This is a genomic window from Streptomyces sp. NBC_00659, from assembly GCF_036226925.1.
In the GTDB taxonomy this organism is placed as follows: domain Bacteria; phylum Actinomycetota; class Actinomycetes; order Streptomycetales; family Streptomycetaceae; genus Streptomyces.
The window spans coordinates 8719626-8737876 of the sequence record NZ_CP109031.1 but is presented as its reverse complement, the minus strand read 5'-3'; the positions used below and the strand labels follow the sequence as shown (position 1 = coordinate 8737876).

The following is an 18251-nucleotide window of genomic DNA, read 5'->3' as shown; positions in this document are numbered from 1 at the left end:
TGTCAGAGTTCCACCATATTCGCTCACCGGTGACGCGCGACCGGAGCGCCGGTGCGTCCCGGCGGTCCCCGATCCGGCCGCGGGCGCCCGCCGCGGCCGGATCGGCCGCCCCGCCCGCGGCGGGCAGGGCGGCGCGGGGGCTCTAGAAGGGCGACAGAGTCAGCCGCATCGCCGTGGGTGCGCCGTCCTGGATGAAGGAGGCGAAGTCGGCGACGTCGTCGAAGGCGAATCCGTAGGCCTTGCCGTCCTCGGTGGCCGCGTGAACGGTCTTGGAGTAGTGGTTGGTGAGCTCCGTCCGGTAGAAGTCGGCCGCGGAGGTGGTCGGCTGTGCCGGGTTGCTGAGCAGGGTGGAACGGTTGAACCCGGCGCCGAGCACGGCGGCCACCGGGCCGGTCGTGCCGTCGTTGGGCGCGGCGAGGGTGCCGTCGCAGAAGAGGACGTCGCGGGTGGAGGGCTTGGCGAACGAGACGGAGGCGGGTCCGTCGAACGTGAACCGGTCACCGCGGACCCGGCCGGTGAACGTGCCCGCGTTGGTGGTGACGGTCAGGTCCTTGCCGGTGTACGTGCTCCACACCTCGTCGATGTACGGGGCGAGGTAGTCCTTGGCGAACAGGCCGGAGTCCAGGCCGTGGCCGGGGGCGATGATGCGGAGGTCGTCCACCACGAGGGGCGCGAAGTCCTCGTTCTGCTTGATCGCGGCGAAGGCGGCGGCCCGTCCGCCGTCGCGAATGGTGCCGGTGGTCTGCTCCTTGGCCCCGTTCAACCGGATGTTCATGGGCACGCTGAACATGTCGACCATGGTCGTGTTGCAGAACATCCCGGCGGAGTTGTAGGTGAACTCCGCGCAGTCGTGCAGCACCCCGAAGCTGGGGTCGGAGGTGACCCAGCCGGCCGGGAACTGGAGAGCGGCGTTGCCGTTACCGTCCTGGACCGCCTTGAACTTCAGCTTCGCGCCCAGCGACACGTAGACGCGGCCCGACATGAACGGAAGGCTGAGCCGTGTCTCCCCGCTCGCGGCCAGGGTGAGCGCGTAGTCGGTGAATCCGTCCGCGCCGTTGTCCGAGAGGGATATCGGCGCGAGTGAGCCGTCCTGGGTGACGCGGACCTGCTTTCCGTCCTGGTTCCCGACGATGTACACGAACACCGACCCGTTGCCGAACGAGCCGCTGTTGTTGACGATCGTCAGCGGGAGCGCACCCGCGGCGGCCTTGGTGGACGCGTCCGTCTGCCCGGCCATGGCGTAGGGCGCGATCGCCGCGATGGCGGGCGCGGCCACGGCCGCACCGCCGAGTGCGAACAGGGCCTTGCGACGGGTCAGGTTCCGCTGGTGACGAGGCGTCATGTGACGTGTACTCCTTGGTGCTTGTGCCTGGGAAAGGCGGTGGGGGGAGGGTGGGGGGATGTCTTTTCCGGGGGGGACAGCAAGCGTTGAGAGCGCTCTCCGCCCGTGGTGGACGGCACCGGTGGGCACCGATGCTACGCACGAGTTGTTGAGAGGCCAACTGCCGCCGCGGCCCGCCAAATCGCCCTGACCTGCGGCTACTTGCTGAAGCAGGCGGTCCCCATGGTTGCTTAAGACGCGTTTAACCCGCACTTAAGAAGGAGGGTTCCGCTTCTGGCGCGCGATCCGCCCGGTCTGTCGCGGATCCGTCCCGATCGGCCGCCGCGCTCAGTTCCCGCCCGGCGGTGGGTCCCCGCCCACGGCCCCGGACGAGCGGTACACGAACGTCGGAAAGTCCTGCCCGGTCGCCCGTGTCCAGGCGGATACGACTGCGTCCGGGTATTCCGCGCGGGCGTCGGCGAACGCGGTGACGCAGCGGGCGTGGACGTCCGTCCGGCCGGTGCGGCGGGTGAGTGCGAGCAGGGCGCGCAGCGCCGCGACGGCGTCGTCGGCCCGGCCGTCGGCCAGATGGGCGCGGGCCTCCTCGTCGAGCGCCAGAGCGAGACCGGAACGGGCGGCGGCCAGGGAGGCCGCGTACGGGCCGGTCTCGGGACCCGCCGACTCGTCGACGAGGATGGACTCCGACTCCGCGTAGCAGGCGACGGCCGCCCCGTGGTCGCCGGCGCGGCGGAGGGCGCGGCCGAGCACCCGTAGACGGCGGGCCGTCACGGCGTGGTGGGCCGACCAGTCCGACTCGGCCAGCCGGCGTGTGAGAGCGACCGCCTCCCGCGCGGCCCCGACCGCGCCGTCGAGGTCTCCGTCGTCCAGCCGCAGCCGGCTCAAGTCCTCCAGAACACGCGTGAGTTGCGGCTCGTGCGCCATCGGGTCGAACTCCGCCGCACGCCGGTACGCGGCCACGGCGCGTTCACCGGCCCGGACCGCTTCACCACGGTCGCCCGCCGCCGTGTGGCAGTCGGCCAGCCGCTCGAGACAGACGGCGAGAAGAGAGCTGTGGGTGTCCGGCCGTTCGGCGACGAGCGCGGCAGACAGGTCGACCGCCTCCCGTCGGCAGCTCAACTCCGTTTCTCGGCGCCCGAGTTCGCCGAGCCGGTCGGCAAGGCAGTCCAGCGCCAGGATGAGCAGGGGTTCACCCGCCGTCCGGTCCCGGTCCGCCAGGGTCCGCGCTTCGGCCACGGACTCCTCCGCGGTCGTGCGCGCGGCGGACAGGTCCCCGGTGGCCGCCAGGCAACGGGCCAGGTCCGCGAAGAGCCTCACCCGCAGCGGCCGTACGGCCTCGGGCGCGACCCGCAGCATGATCGGGTCGGCGGCGTCCCGGGCCTCCCTGCCGACGGACAGCGCCTCCTCGAACCGGCCCAATACCACCAGCCCCGCGGTGAGTTCGCACAGTACGCGCACACGCACCAGGATCGCGTGGCTCACCTCGCGCAACGACATGTTCCGTAACAGCCCGGCGCACTCCTCGTAGGCGGCCACGGACTCCTCCCTGCGGTTCAGGGCCGCCAGCACCAGGGCGTAGGTGCGCAGCGCGCCCGCCAGGGTGCCGAGGGTCCGGTCCCGTCGGGTGAGGACGAGGTGACGGTAGGCGGCCACGCACTCCCCCGCCGAGGCGAGCGCGGCGTCCGGTCGCGCCAGGCCGAACTGTGCCTGCGCCCGGAGATGGAGCTGCATGGCCCGCTGTGCCGGCGACCACCGGGCGCCCGGTACGGCCGAGGACGCGTCCAGCACCGTGCACGCCTGCTCGCAGCGGTTGACGAGCACCAGCGTGTAGGCGTGCCAGACAAGACTGCGCGCCAGCAGGTCACGGTCGCGCGGGCGGGCGCCCTTGCTCTCGGCCAGCGCCCGGTACACGGCCGTCGCCTCCTCGGCCCAGGCCAGCCGGCGCCACGGCGGGGGCGGCCGCAGCAGCACCCATCCGGGGGCCACGCAGCGCGTCAGCGCGGCGCCGAGCAGCCGCCGCCCCGTACCAGGACCGAGCCGGGCCGCCGCGCGCGGCAACGGCAGCAGTACACGCACCAGCCCCATCGGCGCCCCCTTCCGGGATCCTCGTCCAAAGGACGGCCGGGCACCCGTATAGGTTGCCCGGAGAGCGCGGACACGGTCTGTCGTTCCGGTGGGAACACAGCTCCGATCACTCATGCGTACGGAGGCTGTCGCCGCTCGGTCGCCGGTCGGGCGACAGGCGGTCCGGGGCGACAGCCTCCGTTCGCGGACTACTTCAGACCGTAGGCGCGGATCACCTCCTGGGTGATGCGGTTGCCCGCGTCGTCCCAGCCCTCGGCCTTCAGCGAGACGTAGCCGTGGTGCGGGGCGTCGTAGCAGGCCGTCCAGGTACCGGACTTGCCGGTGACCTTGACCGGCTTCCACGTGGTGCCGTCGTCGTACGAAACCGACAGCGTGGCGCCCTGGATCTTCCCGGTGCCCACCGCGTCGTCGATGTGGCGAGGCGTCAGGGTGAGCGTCTGACGGCCGCCGCGGGCGTCGTTCGCGAGGTCGGTGGCGACGCCGTAGTCCATCTGGAGCACGGCCATGTGTTCGATCTTCGTCGGGTCGGTGACCGGGTCGGACTTCACCTGCCAGACCGTGTGGGTGCGGGTGGACAGCCGGTAGGTGTCCGCGTCACGCTCGGCGGTGAGGTCGAGGGTGTAGACCGACGGGGTCGTCGGCGCGGGGTAGATCGTGGCGGCCTGCGAGGCGCTGGTCTTGATCAGAGTGCCGTCCTGATAGACCTTCAGGCTCTTCTTGTCAGTGCCCTGCATGACGCCGGCGTGCTGTCCCGCACTGCTGTCGGCCCAGGGCTGGACGTTGAACGCGATCTGGGCCTTCTGCCGCTGCGACCACCAGTAGGTGCCGCCGTTGGCGGGCCGCGTCACCGCCCCGAAGAAGTCACGGACCTGCCGCGATCCCGGCTGGTAGGCGTTCCGCACGCTCTGCGAGGAGAGCACCATTCCCGGCCCGGTGGCCAGGTTCTCCACCCACCGGGCGCCCGGCTGCGTCGAGACGTAGTCGGTGCGCGTGCCGGGGATGTCCAGGCGCTGCAGGTACCCGGAGCCGTACTTGCGGTACGGACGGAAGCCCGACCGGTACTCGCCGCTGGGCGTGGTGGTGGTGCCGTGGAAGCGCATGTCCACGGTGGCCAGATCGGACGAACGGGGCCGGTAGGTCAGCCCGGTGGACGGGATCTGTCCCGGGTGGGCGTCGGAGAGGTCGTACACGTACGGGGAGTTGGGCACACCCTCGGCCTCCAGTCGTCCCCGGCCGCGCTTGGCGTCGGCGATCAGGGCCGCGCCGTCGCGCGCGGTGAGGGAGAACACCGGCACGGCGCTGTAGCGACTGCCCGAGAGGCCGACGTACTCCAGCAGCTTGCCCGGCCGGTCGTTGACGACGATCAGCAGCCCGGCCCCGGCGTCGGCCGCGGCCTGTGCCCGGTCGGCGGCGGAGATGGCGTCCGAACGGGTCACCAGCGCCACCTTGCCCTTGACGCTCAGCTTCGCGTACTCGGCGGCGGTGCCGGTCCCGGCGTACACCACGTCCAGGCGCCTGTGACCGTCGTACAGCGCGGAGCCGCCCTGGCCCGTCGGCCGGATCTCACGGCCGTCGTGGGTGAGGGTGAGGAACGGGACCGCCTTGCGCCAGCGGGTCTCGTACTCGAAGCTGCCGGTGGTCGCCTTGCGGGTGGGCAGCACGAACATGCTGTCGTACTTGGCGGCCAGCAGGTACTGCACCTCCAGGATGCCCAGCCCGTACTGGTTGAGGTCCGAGCCGTCGGCGCGGTACCAGTTCATGGACAGCACCCGGTCCTCGGTCCTGCGCGGGACCTCCGCGGTGACCTCGCGGGTGCGGCTCGCGTCGAGGACCACGTCACGGTCCCGGTCGAGGACGACCTCGGGGTCGCCCATCAGCGCCATGCCGACCGAGTCCGGGCCGTGGCTGCCGGGCACGTCCAGATAGGTCACCAGGCTGTAGGTGCCCTCACGCAGCCGCAGGTCGAGCGTGCCGCTGTCGTCGATGGTCTGGGAGTACGGGTCCTCGTTGGACCCGAAGCGCTGGATCTCGACCCAGCCCGCCGTCGGCTTGCCGGAACGGTCCTTCAGGGTGACGTGCAGGGTGTGGCGAGCGTCCTCCCGGTACAGGCCCAGCTGGGTACGGGCGAGCGTCGCGCCGGAGGAGGCGTCCGCGGCGGTGATCTGGCCGAGGTAGCGGCGGCCGTCGGCGCCCAGACCCGGCTCGGCGGTGGCGGTGACCGTCGCGGTGCCGTGGGCGGGCACGGTCACGGTGTCGACGGAGAGGGTGAACATCCCGTCGGGGGCGGGCTTGCCCTTGTCGGCGGTCGGCTCGGTGTCGTACGGGCCGCCGCCGACGGTGGCGTTCAGCGCGAGGTTCAGCTCCGCGGGGGAGTCGCCGGTGTTGGTGTAGGTGACGGTGCGGTCGACCGAGCTCGCGCCGTCGTGCGGCCAGGTGTCGATGCCGAAATAGGCCGAGCCGGTCGCGGTGACCGTCGCGGCTGTGGCGGCGTCGAGGTCGGCGCGGCCCGAGCCCACCTGGTAGGCGGTGTAGGCGGACAGCTCCTTGGACGTGCTCATCAGCGCGTCCTTGAGCTGGCGCGCCTTCCAGTCCGGGTGCTCCTGGGCGAGGATCGCGGCGGCGCCCGCGACGTGCGGCGTCGCCATCGAGGTGCCGCTCATCGACTGGTACCAGCCGGCCTCGGCGCTGCCGCCCGCCTTGGCGGCCAGGACGGCGACGCCGGGCGCGGAGATGTCAGGCTTGAGCGCGTAGTCGTTCAGGCGCGGGCCCTGTGAGGAGAAGTACGCGCGCTTGTCGGCGGAGTCCACGGCCGCGACGGTCAGTGCCTCGTCGGCGACGCCGGGACTGCCCATGCTCGCCTCGTTGCCGGAATTGCCGGCCGCGATCACGAACAGGGCGCCGCTGTCGTCGGTGAGCCGGTTCACCGCCTGGCTCATCGGGTCGGTGCCGTCGGACGGCTCCGAGGAGCCGAGGCTCATGCTGATCACCTTGGCGCCCTGGTCGACGGCCCATTCCATGCCGGCGATGATCCAGGAGTCCTGGCCGTAGCCGTCGTCGGAGAGCACCTTGCCGACCAGCAGGTCGGCTCCGGGCGCAACGCCCTTCTCGGCGCCGTCCGAGGCGGCGCCGCTGCCGCCGACGGTGGAGGCGGTGTGGGTGCCGTGGCCGTGGCCGTCGTCGGGGGTCTCGTCGGGGACGAAACTCTGCGACCCGGAGATCCGGTCGGCGAGGTCGGGGTGGTGGGAGTCGGCGCCGGTGTCCAGCACGGCGACCTTGACGCCCTTGCCGTCGAGGCCCTTGCCCCAGGCGGCGGGCGCGCCGATCTGCGCGGTGCTGTCCTTCAGGGTGGCCTTGACGCGGCCGTCCAGCCAGATCTTGGACAGCCCCTCGCTGAGCTTGGGAGTACCGGCCGCCGATCCGTTCAGGGCCTCCGCGGAGGCGCCGGTGGCGGAGGCCGCGGGCGCGACGGACCGCCACAGCTTCCGGGTCTGCTTCTTGGCGGCCCGCACGGACGTCGCGTGGATCGCGGGCAGGTTGCGCACGCGGGTGGCGCCGCTGGGCGTGCCCTGGGCCGACGGCGCCGTCTTGGAGCCGTAGCCCAGGATCAGCGGGATGCCGTCGCTGTGGGCGTCGTCGTAACCCTGCTCGATCAGGGCGGTGACGTCGAACAGCCGCCGGTCCAGCCGGTTCGCCGCCAGGTAGGGCATCACCTCGTCCGGGTAGACGTAGAGATCGCCACCGACGGTCTCGGTGCGCACACCTCCGAGGGCACCGGGAGGGCGGGTCACGTCGGCGGTCTGCCGGCCGCCCGAGAGGCCGGTGACGCGTACGACATCACCGGTGAGGAGAGTGACGGTGTGTTGCCCGGAACCGGAAGCCGCAACGGGGGTCGCGGCACCGGTCGCTGATGAGTTGTCAGCCACAGCGAGAGGCTGCGGCAAGGCCAGGGACGTCAGAACGGCCAAGGTGCCGACCGCTGCCGCGAGTGGCGTTCGGCCGCTGCGGCTGGGAGGTATGCGGAAGATCATGGACCGCTTTCTACCGGCCCCGGACCTGTGGTGGGAACAGCAGGCCGATGGCACGAAAGCGCCACGTCTCACATGTGCCAGATCGAAGAACTCCGCACAAACATATGGGAGTTATCTCATTCGCCGCATCCTTCGACCGGCCGGGTCGGGCCCTGCCGGTCCCCCTCCCGGACGCCGTCCGGCCCACGCCCCCGCACCGGGTCACGCCCCGCCCGCACCCCCTCGCCGGGCACCTTCAGGCCCGCCTGCCTGTGCCCGGCGCCGCCCGCCCCGCACCCTCGCCGGGCTCCGGTCCCGTCATGAGCCGGCGGGGGTGCCGGCCGGCTCCGTGGAGGCGGGAGCGGACGTGCTGACTCCGCCGGTCGAGCCCGGCTCCGGGGTCTCCGCGGAGCTGCTGTCGGGCGAGAACACCGCCACGCCCACGAGCACCGCCAGCAGGAAGACCACGGCTCCGGCAGCCGCGCCCACCACTCTTCGCCGGTCGGCGAGGAGTTCGGAGACCCCCGAGCGCGGGCGTCGGCGCGACCGGTGCCCGCCGCCCGCGGTGTCCCTCAGCACCGACGGCAGAGCGTACGTGGTCGCGGGGCCCGTGGCCCTGACGGCCTGCCGGTGGCGCCCCGGCTCCGGCATCACCGCCGGGAGCGGCTCGGCACGCCCCTGCCAGGAGCCCGAGCTGTACCAGGCGGCCGCCTCGAGCGCGGTGGGCCGGTCCTCGGGCTGCTTCGCGAGCAGGCCGAGCAGATGGTTCTCGAAGGCGGGCGGCAGATCGGCGCCGAGCTCGCGCGGCGGGGTGGGGGCGGTGTCGAGATGGTGGTGGAGGACCGCGACAGGGCTGCTCGCCTGGAACGGAGGCCGTCCGGTGAGGAGTTGGTACAGGACGCAGCCCAGCGAGTACATGTCGGAGGGCGGCCCGGCGGTCTTGCCCAGGGCCCGTTCGGGGGCCAGGTACAGGCTGGTGCCGACGATCTGCCCGGTCGCGGTCAGACCGCCCGCCGGATCGTCCATGAAACGGGCGATCCCGAAGTCGCCGATCTTGAGACTTCCCTCGGCGTCCAGGAGCAGGTTGCCCGGCTTGATGTCCCGGTGCACGATGCCCTGCTGATGCGCGGCGGCCAGCCCCGCGGCGGCCTCGGCCGCGATCCGTGCGACCCGGTCGGCGGGAAGCCTCCCGGCGTCGCTGAGGACACCGGCGAGACTGTCGCCCTCGACCAGCTCCATCACGAGGAACAGCCGGTTCTCATAGGCCCCGAAGTCCAGAACACCCACCACATGGCGATGGTTGAGCAGGCCCGCGGTCTGGGCCTCCAGACGGAACCGGGCCGCGGCCGTCGGGTCGGCGTCCTGGGAGAGAAGCAGCTTCACTGCCACGGACCGGCCGATCATCTCGTCATAGGCCCGCCACACCTCCCCCATCGCGCCCCGCCCGAGAGTGGCCTGCAGCCGATACCGCCCCGCTATCAGCACTTGTGCTTCATCCTCACGCCGTTGGGATTCCGTCGATCGCCACGGTTCGATTCCCTACCGAGCATGAGTGATCATCGGGGCGCCGCAGCAGGTTGAGCCTACTGCCAACACGACGGTGATCAGACGCTGTTCACCCTCGGCCTCAAGATCACGGAGAACCGTTCGCTGCGCCACCGGACACTGACGGAAAGTGACTCCGAGAACCGCTCGAAAGACAGGCCGACGACGGCCCGGGAAGCGGCCCCGGCGGCCGGACGCCCCGGAAGCCCCGCACTTCGGGCCGCCCCGAGCGAGCGGTCAGTGCATTGGTATGGACCTGGTGAGGACCTCCCACTACCCTCGTTCACGCAACTCTGAGAGCGCTCTCTCCTGCCCTTCGCCCCACTCACCGACCATCGGATCGACGAAAGGCAACTCCCGTGAGACGCACCACAGTTCTGCGCACCGCCTTATCCGCCGGCCTGCTCGTCGGCGCCGCGACGCTCGGACTCACCCAGGCCGCGGCCGACGAAGCCCCCCTCACCACCACGACATCCCGGGCACCGGCCTCCGCGGCCCTCGTCTCGGCCATGCAGCACGACCTCGGACTCACCGAGCGGCAGGCGACCGCCCGGCTCGCCCAGGAAACCGCCGCACGCGGCGTCGAGACCACCGCCCGGCGCGTGGCCGGCGCCGCCTACGGCGGCTCCTGGTTCGACGCGAAGAGCGGCAAGCTCGTCGTGGCCGTCACCGAAGCCGCGTCCCGGGACGCCGTGGAGGCGACGGGCGCGCGCGTCACCCTTGTCGAACACAGCCAGCGGCAGCTCGACGCCACCATGGCCCGCATCGACGCGCTCCACGCACCGACCGGCGTGGGCAGTTGGCACGTCGACCCCCAGGCCGGCTCCGTCGTCGTCGATGTGGTGTCCGCACACAAGGATGACAACGATGTCCGGTCCTTCGTCGCCCGCGCCCGGGCGGCCGGTCCCGTCCTCGTGCGACAGACGGACAAGGCTCCGACGACGTTCGCGGCCGGCACGGTGGGCGGTGACCCCTACTACACCGGCAACGTCCGCTGCTCCATAGGCTTCTCCGTGTACGGCGGCTTCGTCACCGCCGGGCACTGCGCCCAGCCGGGCGCCTCCGTCCGCGGCTGGGACGGCAGCTACATCGGCAACTTCCAGGGCTCCTCGTTCCCGGACAACGACTACGCCTGGGTCAACGTGGGCAGCGGGTGGTGGACGGTACCCGTCGTCCTCGGCTGGGGCACCGTGTCCGACCAGCTCGTCCGCGGCTCGGGCGAGGCGCCCGTCGGAGCGTCGATCTGCCGCTCCGGCTCGACCTCCCACTGGCACTGCGGCACCGTCCTCGCGAAGAACGAGACCGTCAACTACAGCCAGGGCGCGGTGCACCAGATGACCAAGACGAGTGTCTGCGCCGAACCCGGCGACTCGGGCGGCTCGTTCATCAGCGGCGACCAGGCACAGGGCGTCACCTCCGGCGGCTGGGGCAACTGCAGCAGCGGAGGCGAGACCTGGTACCAGCCCGTGAACGAGATCCTGAACCGCTACGGGCTCAGGCTGCACACGGCCTGACCCGACCGCACCGGCCCGCTCGTCCGCCGAGCGGGCCGGTGCACCCGCGAGCCGTCCGGGACGCGTGGCGCGACGCGCCGGTCTTCGGCCCCTGCTTCCGGCTTCCTGCTTCCGGCTTCCGGCTTCCGGCTTCCGGCCGAGCGGGGCGCAGGTCGTGCCGGTGACGGCGTGCCCGCGTCGCCGCAGCGGCGGCAGCCGTGCACGATGGGCGGGTACCTCTCGCAGCTTCGGAAGGGCTCCTCGTGATCAGCATCCCGGGCCGCACGGCCCACGACGGTACGAAGGTCCCGGCTGTCGGCCTCGGCACCTGGCCGATGGACGACGCGCAGGCCGAGGAAGCGGTGAGCCGCGCGCTCGGCATGGGCTACCGGCTCGTCGACACGGCGGCCAACTACCGCAACGAGACCGGCACCGGACGGGGCGTCGCCCGCTCCGGCGTCCCTCGTGAGGAGATCGTCGTCACCACCAAACTGCCGGGCAGGCACCACGGTTACGAGGAGACGCTCGCCTCCTTCGAGGAGTCACGGGTCCGTCTCGGACTCTCCTACGTCGATCTCTACCTCATCCACTGGCCCCTGCCCCGCGTCGACAAGTACGTGGGCTCCTGGAAGGCGATGATCGAGCTCCGCGCGGCGGGCCTGGTGCGGGCGATCGGTGTCTCGAACTTCACGGCCGAACATCTCGGCCGGCTGGAGGCGGAGACCGGAGTGGTGCCCTCGGTGAACCAGATCGAGCTCCATCCCTCGCTTCCCCAGGACGAGTTGCGCGCCTTCCACGATGACAGGGGCATCATCACGGAGAGCTGGAGTCCCCTCGGCCGTGGCTCCGCCCTCCTGGACGACCCCGTGCTCGGAAAGATCGCCGAGACCCACGGTGTGACGCCCGGCCAGGTCGTGCTGCGCTGGCACACACAGCTCGGAGCGGTGCCCATCCCCAAGTCCGCCGACCCCGGGCGGCAGCGGGAGAACATCGACATCTTCGGGTTCGAGCTGACTCCCGCCGAGATGACGGCCGTCGGCGACCGTCCGCACCGGCGCCTCGGCGGCGACCCCACGACACACGAGGAGTTCTGAGGCCCCGGAGCCCCGCTCGTGGCGGGTGTCCGCGGCGGGGCGCCGTCGCCGAGGTGCCTTGCGGTCCCCCGGAACCGGGACACGACATCCTTCCCACGGTCTCCCTTCAGGTTCCCGCCCCCGGTGACACCGTCGCCGTTCACCGCGCGCGGGCACCCAACAGGCATGCGACGCCGACGCTTTCCCGCCGTCACCCCACGCCGTACGGCACCCGCCCGCACCCCGCGCGCACCCGGCACCGTGTCCGCCGTGCGTCTGGAGCTGGTCACTCTCCGCGAGGACCGCGCGGTCATCACCTGGTTCACCGGAACACCCGCCACCGAGAGCGGGCGAGGTCCGATGCTCCCGGCCGTCACCGAGGGCGAAGTCGTCTACGGGACCCACCCGGCGCGGCTCAACCGCACGGCCTCCGAAGGCCGTCGCACCGCCCACCACACGGTGGAACTGAGGGATCTGGAACCCGGCCAGACCTACTACTACCGGGCGCACTCCCGGGGGTCGGCGGCCACCCCCGCTCCGCTGCATCTCGTGCGGGGCAACGCGGTCGGAACCTCCCCGCACGGGCTCGGCTCCCCCGGCGGCCCGTACTGTTTCACCACACCGGAGGCGCCACCGGGCCGTCATGTCATGTCGATCGCGCTCTGCAACGACCTGCACCTCGGTGAGACCACCGCCGGTCTGGTGGCGGGGGTCCCGCTGCTGCGCGGCATCTCACAGGAGCACGGCCTCACCCCGTACCCGGAGATCATGGCCCGAGCCCTGGTCGACGAGGCGCGCCGGCGCGGCGCCGACCGTCTGCTGGCCGCGGGCGACCTGTCCGCCGGGGGCGCGCCGCGGGATCTGCTGGAGGCCAGACGCATCCTGGACGGCTTCGGCAGGCACGGACGGGACTACTTCGTCGTACGGGGAAACCACGACCGGCCCCGGGATCGCGGCACCGGAGAACCGGACGACGGTTTCCGGGACGGCTTCCTCGGGGGCGACGGCCCCTCGTACTTCGCCCGGCGTCTCGGCGGGCTGCGGATCATCGGCCTCGACACCTACGACAAACGCGGCAACGGCGGCGACGCCGGAGGACTCTCGCTCGACCAACTGCATTGGTTCCGGGCACGGTTGAGGGAGGATCGCGAGCGGCCCACCGTGGTCTTCGGGCATCATCCGCTGACCGTCCGGAACTCGCCGTTCCCCGTGACGAGCGGGCAGCGGCTCGACCGGCGCCAGGCCCGGAGCATTCTCGAGGCCTACGCCTCGACCCCCGGCGTCTTCCTGCACCACTCGGGGCACACCCACCGCAACAAGCGCACCGTTCTTCCGCAGGCCGCTCATGTCACCCTGCAGGAGGTCGGCGCGGCGAAGGACTACCCGGGTGGCTTCGTTCTGCTGCGCGTCCACACCGGCGGCTACGCGCTCAACTACTACAGGAGCAACAGCGAACCGGCCAGGGAGTGGAGCGAGCGGGGCAGACGGATCGCGGCCGGGCTGTGGCCGCAGTACGCCTTCGGCCGGTCCGTCCGCGACCGCAACAGCGTCACCGCCCGCGACCTCTCCGGCATGGCCCCGCTCCTGCCGGCGAGCGGCGCGGTCGGTGGCGCCGGGTAGAACAGCGCGCGTCGTACGCCGCGTGCTGCCGGGCGGGGTGACGTAAGCGTCCCGGGGCTTCCGGCCGGGGCGCGGGTCCCGCGCGCCGGCCGGAAGCCGGATCCCGAGGGTCCGGGTCCGGCCGGGGCGCGGGCCTTGCGCGGGCTACGCCGGGTCGTGCACCGTGCCGGTGAACTCCGGTCCGTCGTACGGCCGGCCCGTCTCGTCGTAGACGGTCATACGCAGCCGTACCGTCTCCTCCGGCTCGGCGATCCGGTCCCCGACCGTGGGGACGGTGAACTCGGTACTCGTCCGGCCCGCGGGTATGTCGACGAACAGGAAGAATCCGTCCACCTGGGACAGCGGCCGTGACGGCAGCGGTTCCTTGCCGGACATGTTCCGCAGCCATTGCGGATCCACGTCGGTGGTGGACAGTTCGTTTCCGCCGGTGACGGGGACGACGGCGATGTCGGACTGCATGTCCACGTCGGCCGGCGCGGAGAGGTCGATCCGCCAGGTCAGCTTCCGGCCCTCGGCCGCGCGGGCGGAGGGCGGGGTCACCGTGAAGGCGGGCATCGGATCGTCGTTCAGCGCGGTCACACCACCCCGGTAGGCACCGGTCACGGCGCCGTGGACCGCCTTCACGAAGATGTCGTGGGAGACGTCGTAGCCGTAGCGCGTGTTGCCCCGGACCTCGACCGGCACCTCGGGGCTCTGGCCGGGCCCTACGGTCACCTCGCGCGAGGTGGTCCGGCCCGTGTCCGGATCGGCGACGAACAGCCGGACCGTGCCCTTCCCCTGCCCGGTGACCTTCACCGGCACGTGGTAGGTCCGCACGCCCGACCCGCCCTCCGCGACGCTCAGCCGGCCGATGTCGACGCGTACCAGGTCCGCCGCCCGGACCGCGGGGGTTCCGCCGCGCCATCCCCACGCGTCGATGAGCCACGCCTGTCCGGAGCCGGTGCGCGGGACGATCTCCAGGGACTTCACCCGGTGTGGATCGACCCCCGCGCGGAGGGCGGCGGCCAGCGGCAGCCGGACCTCCTGGCCCCAGAAGGAGGCGGTTCGGTCGGTTCCGGGCAGACCGTCGAGACGGACCCGCCCCAAGGTCGCCCGGTGGCCGGAGGTGTCGGTCAGTCCGATGTCGAACCGGGCGTCCCTGGTGTTCGGCGGAACGATCAGACGCAGCGCCAGATCCCGGGAGCCGGCGATCGAGACCGGCCTCGCCGAACCGACCCGGACCGCGTGACCGGCGGACGTCCATCGCAGTGCCACGGCACGCCGGCCCGGCTCCTGCGACGGCGCCCAGGTGGCGAAGTGCGGAGAGCCACCGCTGCGGCCGGAGCCGAGGCAGGCCGCCGACACGGTCTCGGTCACCTCGTCGCACAGCCTGCCGCCGTCGACGGAGACCTGTCCGTCCGGCAGGAACGCCGGAGTCCGGCGTCCGCCGACCGCGTGGGTGACAACCCGGGCGGGACCGGCGGAGGGCGCGCGCCGCCCCGAACCGTCGAGCAGCGGCCGTACACGGTCGTCACCGGCGACGAACAGCCGCGCGGCGGCGGCGATGTACGTCGCGCCGGCGGTCTGCTGCTGACGTGCCGTCAGCCTCGTGGCGGTGCCGGGCGAGCACACCCGGTCGGACTCCCCGTTCCAGAAGTCGTCCTCCGCCGGTGCCTGGGCCTGGCCCGGGGTCCACTCGGCGTTGAAGAAGTTGTGGTTGGCGCCGACCATGTAGACGGCGCTGTGCAGAGCGGCGCCGCGGCTGACTCCGCGTGTCGCGTCCACGTACATCTCGCCCTGGAGGTCGGTCACATCGCCGTCGCAGCCGGGCAGGATCGTCGCGGAGGGGACGTCGGGCGCCGGGTTCTGCCCGAAGATCGTGGGGCCGATGAGGACGGTGCCGCGGATGTGCCAGCGCACCGGCCCGTGATAACCGTCCTGGTCGGCCGGGGCGCCGTACAGGCTGTCCATGGCTGCCCGGTTCACGCCCTCGCCGCCGCGCGAGTGGCCGACCAGCAGGACACGTGACAGGTCCGCCGGAGCCGCCCGCCGTACGATCGGGGGCGCGGAGGCCCGGTCCGCGGACCAGCCCGCCCAACGGGCCAAGTGCTGCCGCACGAGCGACGACCGGGCCTGCGCGCCGCCGTCCTCCGCCGCGTAGTCCTGTCCGTTGATGCCGTTGGCGGCGATGGACACGGTCACATATCCCTGCGAGGCCAGCAGCTTCTGGTCGGCGAGGTAACCCCGGTAGCTCGGAATGGACCTGCTGCCCGCCGGGCAGGGCCATTCGCCACTCGGGTCGGGGCCGTGGCCGTAGCAGGTGGCGTGGCGGCCGTGCAGGAACAGGGCCAGCGGCCGGTGTCCCGGGGCGTTCGTGGGCGCGACCACCACGGCGCGCATCTCCACGCGCTCGGGCAGGCCGGGCAGGCGGACCGAGGGGAGTTTGTAGTCACCGGTGGCCGTCCGGTAGGAGCCCGGCCTGCCGGGGTCGACGGCGTTCACCGGCAGCCGGGCCGCCGGCTGGGCCGACAGCCCGGACCGTTCCCCGGGCTCCTTGGGCCCGACGGTCCGGTTCCGCCCGGCGCCCGCCGCGTCCAGGCGCCGTTCGCCGGTCCGTGCCTGGAGGTCGGACGGCTTCCCGAACTGTGCCGCACCCAGCGTGAGCCGGAAGGAGCGGCCGTCCGGCTCGCCGACGGGACGGCCGAGGAAGCGGTCCCCGGAATAGAACGCGACGCCCGAGTCGCTCATGGGCACCGGCTCGGCCGAGCGCCAGACCAACTGTCGTGCCGCTCCCTCTCCGGTGAGGCTCCATCCGGCGGGAAGTCCGCCGTCGGCGTCCGCGGCCGAGGCCGATCCCACGGACCGCGCGGAGCCGGCGGTGTTGTGCTGTGCCTGGGTCGATCCTGGCGATCCTGCGACCGCTGCGAGCAACACCGCAGCGACGACCCCTATTCGCCGGACACGGAACAAGATTCTTCTCCTCCTGGTCGGCATGCGCCCCCGTCGCCACGTCGGTACCGACGGGCTCCCCCGTCCCACGAGGACGGAGGAGGAGGCCGGGGGGTTGCCTCGCGCCGGCGGTGTTCTTCCTTCTCAACTCCCTTACGGCGATGCCGATTCGAGCGTGCCGGCGAGACGGAGGGTGCGCGCGACGCTCTCTTTCGCGGCCACGCGTGCGGGCCCCGGCGCCGGGAATCGGCGCCGGGGCCCGCACCGGACACGTCAGGGCTGGAGGGGCATCGTCCAGCAGTTGGAGGAGGCGTGCCTGCCGGAGAGACGGTCGGTCAGCCAGGAGATGGCGTCGCCCTGGTCGGTGAGGAGGGGTGCGACATGGTTGAGGAGCAGTCCGTCGCCGAGGTTCGGCAGGACGATGGCGTCGTACGTGATGTCGGCGCCCTTGCGGCACCAGTCGACGGCGAGTTGACGTGCCTGGGCGTGCGGAACGATGTCGTCCTGGACGCCGGTGACCAGGCGTACCGGACTGGCCGGCTTCAGATTGCCGATGCGCTGGTCGGCGAGCGTGGCCTGGAGGGCCGGTGTGCTCGCGACGAGGTCGCTGACGGAGTGGCCGTCCGTCGTCCAGGAGGTGCTCTTCTTGAACGCGTATCCGAGGATCGCGTCGCCGACGCACATCGTGGAGAGGTCGTTCAGCGCGGCCTTCCCGGCGGCGTTGATGTGGGCGTCCGCGAAGCCCTGAAGATCGGGGTCGGACTGGAGGAAGCCGTTGAGGGACCAGCCCAGGGCACCGGCGAGAGCGCTGCCGTCGATGCCCTTGATCACCTCGGTGAGGTTGGCGGGCGGTGCGCCGGCGTAGGTGCCGGCCAGGGTGATGTCCGGGGCGTAGGAGGGCTGGAGTTCGGCCGCCGACGCGCTGGCACCGCCGCCCTGGCTGTAGCCGAAGAGGCCGACGGGTGAGGCGGAGGTGACCGACGTTCCGGCCAGCGCGCGGGCCGCGCGGACGGCGTCGAGCAGCGCGTGGCCGCCGTCGAGACGGTCGACGTACGTGTGGAGCCGGTCGGTCGCGCCCAGCCCGGCGTAGTCGGTGACGACCACCGCCACGCCGGAGGCCAGGAGCCGGTAGATGGAGAGGTCCTCGTAACCGACCGAAACCGTCTCGTCGTTCAGGCTGATCGGGTGTTCGAGACCCATGGAGGCCGCGCACTGGTCGCCCTGGCCCATGGTGCCGGGGGCCACGGCGACCAGGGGGCGCGGACCGTCGCCCTTCCAGCGGGCCGCGGGCTCGATGTAGGCGCCGGTCACGGCGACGGGCCGTCCGTTGGAGTCGGTCGACTTGTACATCAGGCGGGTCGCGGTACCGGGGAGCGGACCGTCGAGGCCGGGCAGGCTGAGCGCGAGGGGGAGGGGTTCGCTGCGGATCAGGGCGCCGTTGGCCGCGGGGAGGTTCGCGGGCGGCGTGTAGAACGCGGGGATGGTCACGCCACGGGACACCACGTCGCCGGTGCCGGCCGCCGCCGCGGGGATCGCCTGGACGCTCAGACAGGCGAGTACCGCGAGTGCGGTGGCGAGGAGGCGGCCGCGGTTCCGTGCGACGGGCCCGGGGCGTGTGGAGGGCAGATCCCGTTCCGGACGTCGGCCGGACACCGGACGCGGCTGATGGGTGCTGGGGGGTCGTTCCATGCGGCTCACTCCCTGCTTCGTCAAAACGTGGGGGTCGTGCGGGCGGCCGACGGCGTCAATGGCGTGACGCCGGGTGTGGCTGGGGGCCGGCCGGGGGCCGTCACCGCGGGACTGCCGGTGACGGTCACGGGTCGGTGAGGGGGGAAGAGCGGTGCCGGGATGCGGAGTTCGGGCAGGACGGGACCCCGCCCGGCCGCATCGCGGAGGTGGACAGGACGAAGACACCGTCGACGCGCCGTCGGCCGGGCGGCGCGTGGTGCGGCGTCCGCCCGCACGTCATCCGACGTGCGGGCGGGGCGGCAGGGCTCGGGGGTCGTGTTCGGCGGAGCCCGGGGGCTCGTGGCTGCGGCTCCGCCGTTCCGTGCTGTGTCCCGCTGTCCCGTGCCGCCCTGTTCCTGTATCGGTTCCCGGCAGCGGCGGACGCCGAAGTCCCGTTCGGCGTCCACTAGTTACTCCCGAGTCACATCAGGAG

Annotated in this window: 9 protein-coding genes; 3 read left to right on the top strand and 6 right to left on the bottom strand. The window is 72.3% G+C overall.

Annotation, left to right across the window (positions count from 1 at the left end; genetic code table 11):
• Positions 1-142: 142 nt before the first annotated feature.
• The 4 genes from OG410_RS38175 to OG410_RS38160 all read right to left on the bottom strand — a co-directional run bounded on the left by OG410_RS38175 (position 143) and on the right by OG410_RS38160 (position 8916).
• Positions 143-1342: a glycoside hydrolase family 64 protein gene (locus tag OG410_RS38175; protein ID WP_329303341.1), complete on the bottom strand. Its 1200-nt coding sequence runs from the start codon at positions 1340-1342 to the stop codon at positions 143-145.
• A gap of 327 nt (positions 1343-1669) precedes the next feature.
• Positions 1670-3424, bottom strand: a complete 1755-nt coding sequence (locus tag OG410_RS38170) for a hypothetical protein (RefSeq protein ID WP_329303340.1) — start codon at positions 3422-3424, stop codon at positions 1670-1672.
• 188 nt (positions 3425-3612) lie between these two features.
• On the bottom strand, positions 3613-7347 hold the full coding sequence (locus OG410_RS38165) for a S8 family serine peptidase (protein WP_329303339.1): 3735 nt from the start codon (positions 7345-7347) through the stop codon (positions 3613-3615).
• Between the two features lie 402 nt (positions 7348-7749).
• Positions 7750-8916: a serine/threonine-protein kinase gene (locus tag OG410_RS38160; protein ID WP_329303338.1), complete on the bottom strand. Its 1167-nt coding sequence runs from the start codon at positions 8914-8916 to the stop codon at positions 7750-7752.
• A 419-nt stretch (positions 8917-9335) separates the two neighbouring features.
• Here OG410_RS38160 and OG410_RS38155 point away from each other — a divergent pair, with 419 nt between their 5' ends.
• The 3 genes from OG410_RS38155 to OG410_RS38145 all read left to right on the top strand — a co-directional run bounded on the left by OG410_RS38155 (position 9336) and on the right by OG410_RS38145 (position 13162).
• Entirely contained in the window at positions 9336-10490 is a 1155-nt protein-coding gene (locus OG410_RS38155; protein ID WP_329303337.1) for a S1 family peptidase, read from the top strand.
• A 242-nt stretch (positions 10491-10732) separates the two neighbouring features.
• Positions 10733-11563, top strand: coding sequence for an aldo/keto reductase (locus OG410_RS38150; RefSeq protein WP_329303336.1), 831 nt, complete (start codon positions 10733-10735; stop codon positions 11561-11563).
• A 165-nt stretch (positions 11564-11728) separates the two neighbouring features.
• Positions 11729-13162 carry a metallophosphoesterase family protein gene (locus OG410_RS38145; RefSeq protein WP_329303335.1) on the top strand — a complete coding sequence of 478 codons (1434 nt, stop codon included), beginning with the start codon at positions 11729-11731 and terminating at the stop codon, positions 13160-13162.
• 144 nt (positions 13163-13306) lie between these two features.
• Here OG410_RS38145 and OG410_RS38140 read toward each other — a convergent pair whose 3' ends face one another.
• Entirely contained in the window at positions 13307-16111 is a 2805-nt protein-coding gene (locus tag OG410_RS38140; protein ID WP_329303334.1) for a hypothetical protein, read from the bottom strand.
• A 252-nt stretch (positions 16112-16363) separates the two neighbouring features.
• Positions 16364-17779: an alpha/beta fold hydrolase gene (locus OG410_RS38135; RefSeq protein ID WP_329303333.1), complete on the bottom strand. Its 1416-nt coding sequence runs from the start codon at positions 17777-17779 to the stop codon at positions 16364-16366.
• Positions 17780-18251: the final 472 nt, after the last annotated feature.